The organism is Streptomyces sp. NTH33 (assembly GCF_003236365.1).
In the GTDB taxonomy this organism is placed as follows: domain Bacteria; phylum Actinomycetota; class Actinomycetes; order Streptomycetales; family Streptomycetaceae; genus Streptomyces.
This window is the reverse complement of the sequence record NZ_POTZ01000658.1, coordinates 1-2,921: the sequence shown is the minus strand read 5'-3', so window position 1 is coordinate 2,921 and position 2,921 is coordinate 1. Positions and strand designations below refer to the sequence as shown.

Annotated in this window: 3 protein-coding genes; all 3 read left to right on the top strand. The window is 75.2% G+C overall.

All coding sequences use genetic code 11. From position 1 onward, the window contains the following. A partial coding sequence (locus C1I97_RS34535; RefSeq protein ID WP_146608395.1) for a ComEA family DNA-binding protein occupies positions 1-199 on the top strand: 199 nt, incomplete at its 5' end. Positions 200-258: 59 nt separating this feature from the next. Then, entirely contained in the window at positions 259-2,763 is a 2,505-nt protein-coding gene (locus tag C1I97_RS34530) for a ComEC/Rec2 family competence protein (RefSeq protein ID WP_111006925.1), read from the top strand. Between the two features lie 5 nt (positions 2,764-2,768). After that, a partial coding sequence (locus tag C1I97_RS34525; RefSeq protein ID WP_181447045.1) for an arylamine N-acetyltransferase occupies positions 2,769-2,921 on the top strand: 153 nt, incomplete at its 3' end.

The following is a 2,921-nucleotide window of genomic DNA, read 5'->3' as shown; positions in this document are numbered from 1 at the left end:
CCCCACGTCCCCCGTCTCCCTCAACACGGCCACCGCGGAGCAGCTGCAGACCCTCCCCGGCGTCGGCCCCGTGCTGGCCCGCCGCATCATCGACTACCGCACGCAGCACGGCGGCTTCCGCTCGGTGGACCAGTTGCGTGAGGTCAGCGGCATCGGCGAGCGCCGCTTCGCCGACCTGCGAAGCCTGGTCGGGCCGTGAGCCGGAACCCCGACGACCCGCGCGGTCCCACGGTCCTCGACCACCCCGTTCGCCCGGCGGTGCACGCCGCCTCCGGCAAACGGCTCGGAGCCGCCCACCCGCGACAGGAAGGGCCGGCAGACCTCCGGCTCGTCCCGCCCGCGCTCGCGGCCTGGGCGACGGCCGCACTCGCGCTGGACGCCTCCACGGGCTGGGTGACCGGCTCCGTGATCGCCTGCCTCGCCGCAGCCGCCGTGCTCCTGCTCGGCCGACGACACCGTCGACGACATCCAGGACGCGGACGGACGACCGCCCTTCCCTCCGGGGGCACCTGGGCGCGTGCCTCCTCCGCCGCCGCGCTGCTCGCCGCCGCGGCGGCCGCCGTCTCCGCCGGACTGCACGGCGCGGACGTACGGCGCGGGCCGGTGCCCGCCCTGGCGCGGCAGTACGCCACGGTGACCGCCGAGGTGGAGCTGACCTCCGACCCCCGTCTCACCCGCCCCCGGATCCGGGGCGACCACGTGGCACCGACCTCCGTACTGATCGACGCCCAGGTACGGCGCGTCGAGCGGGCGGGGGGAGCGGCAGCGGCCGTGACGACCCGGGCTCCGGTGCTGATCCTGGTCGGCACGGGCTCGCGAACGCCGCAGCGCTCGCCCTGGCTCGGCCTGCTGCCGTCCACGCGGCTGAGAGTGACCGCGCGCCTGGCGCCCCCGCTGACGGGCGGCGACCGGATCGCGGCGGTCCTGCGGATCTGGGACCGGGCGGCGCCCGAGGTGGTGGCGGAACCGTCCGGACCACAGCGGCTGGCCGGCAGGCTGCGGGCGGGGCTGCGGGAGGCGACCGACGGCCTGCCGGCGGACGCGCGGGCACTGCTGCCGGGCCTGGTCGTCGGGGACACCTCGCGGATCACCCCCGAACTGGACGAGGCGTTCAAGGCGACCGACCTCACGCACCTCCTGGCCGTCTCCGGAAGCAACCTCACCATCCTCCTCGCCCTGCTCCTCGGACCGCCCGGCCTGGCCCAGCACACCGAACGCCGCGGCATCGCACCCCGTCTCGGTCTCACGCTGCGCACCACCGCGCTGTTCGGTGCGGTGCTCACCCTCGGATTCGTCCTCGTCTGCAGACCCGACCCCAGCGTGCTGCGGGCCGCGGCCTGCGGAGCCGTGGCGCTGCTCGCCCTCGCGACCGGACGCCGCAGATCGCTGCTGCCCGCCCTGGCCACGGCCGTGCTGCTGCTGGTGCTCTACGACCCCTGGCTGTCCCGCAGTTACGGCTTCCTGCTGTCGGTGCTGGCCACCGGCGCCCTGCTCACGCTCGCACCCCGCTGGAGCGCGGCGCTGCAACGGCGCCGGGTGCCCGCCCGCCTGGCCGAGGCGCTGGCCGCGGCGGCCGCCGCGCAGGCACTGTGCGCGCCGGTCGTGGCCGTGCTGTCGGCCAGGGTGAGCCTGGTCGCGGTGCCGTGCAACCTCCTCGCGGAGATCGCGGTCGCGCCCGCCACCGTGCTGGGCTTCGCGGCGCTGGCGACGGCATCGGTCGCCATACCGGTGGCGAAGGCGCTTGCGTGGTGCGCGAGTTGGCCGACCGGATGGCTCGCGCAGGTGGCCCGGACGGGGGCGGCCCAGCCCGGCGGGGGAGTGGACTGGCCGGACAGCTGGACCGGGGCGCTGCTGCTCGCCCTCGTCACGGCGGCGACCGTGCTCACGGGCCGGTGGCTCCTGAGACGCCCCTGGCTCTGCGCGGTCTGCGGGACTCTCTTGCTCCTGGTGATCGTGCAGCCGCCGCCGCTGACCCGGGTGATCACCGGCTGGCCGCCGCCGGGCTGGCGGTTCGCGATGTGCGACGTGGGGCAGGGCGACGCGACGGTGCTCGCGGCGGGCCCGGGCGCCGGCGTGGTCGTGGACGCCGGACCCGATGCGACGCTGGTGGACCACTGTCTGCGCGCGCTCGGCATCACCAGGATCCCGCTGGTCGTGCTGACCCACTTCCACGCCGACCACGTGGCCGGCCTGCGCGGCGTACTGCGGGGACGTGCGGTGGGCGCGATCGAGACGACCGGATACGAAGAACCGGCACAGCAGGCCGAGTTCGTACGGAAGGAGGCGGCCGGCCGCGGCATTCCGCTCCTCCGCGCCGTCGCCGGGGAGGAGCGCGGCACCGGCGACCTGACCTGGCAGGTGCTGTGGCCGCCACCACCCCCGGCACCGGACCCGGACGGCCCCAACGACGCCAGCGTGACGCTGCTCGTCCGCTCCGGCGGTCTGCGGCTGCTGCTCCTCGGCGACCTCGAACCACTGGCCCAACAACGGCTGTTGCACTCCCCGGCGATCGCGCAGCTGGCGAACACGGACGTATTGAAAGTCGCCCACCACGGCTCGGCGTACCAGAGCCCGGACCTGATACGGGTGGTGGCCCCGCGCCTGGCGCTGATCTCCTGCGGCGTGGACAACTCGTACGGGCACCCGGCTCCGACCACGGTCGCCGCACTGCGTGCGGAGGGCGCGATGGTGCTGCGCACGGACCGGGACGGGGCGCTCGCGGTGTCCGGGGCGGGTGCGGAGTTGCGGGTGGCGCGAGACTGAGGGGCATGAACACCACACAGGTTGACGCCTATCTGCGCCGTATCGGGGCTGAGCACCCGGCCTCGCCCAGCACTGCCGCCCTGCGGGAACTGCATTTGCGGCACCTGCGGACCGTGCCCTTCGAGAACCTGTCGATCCACCTGGGGGAGGAGATCGTG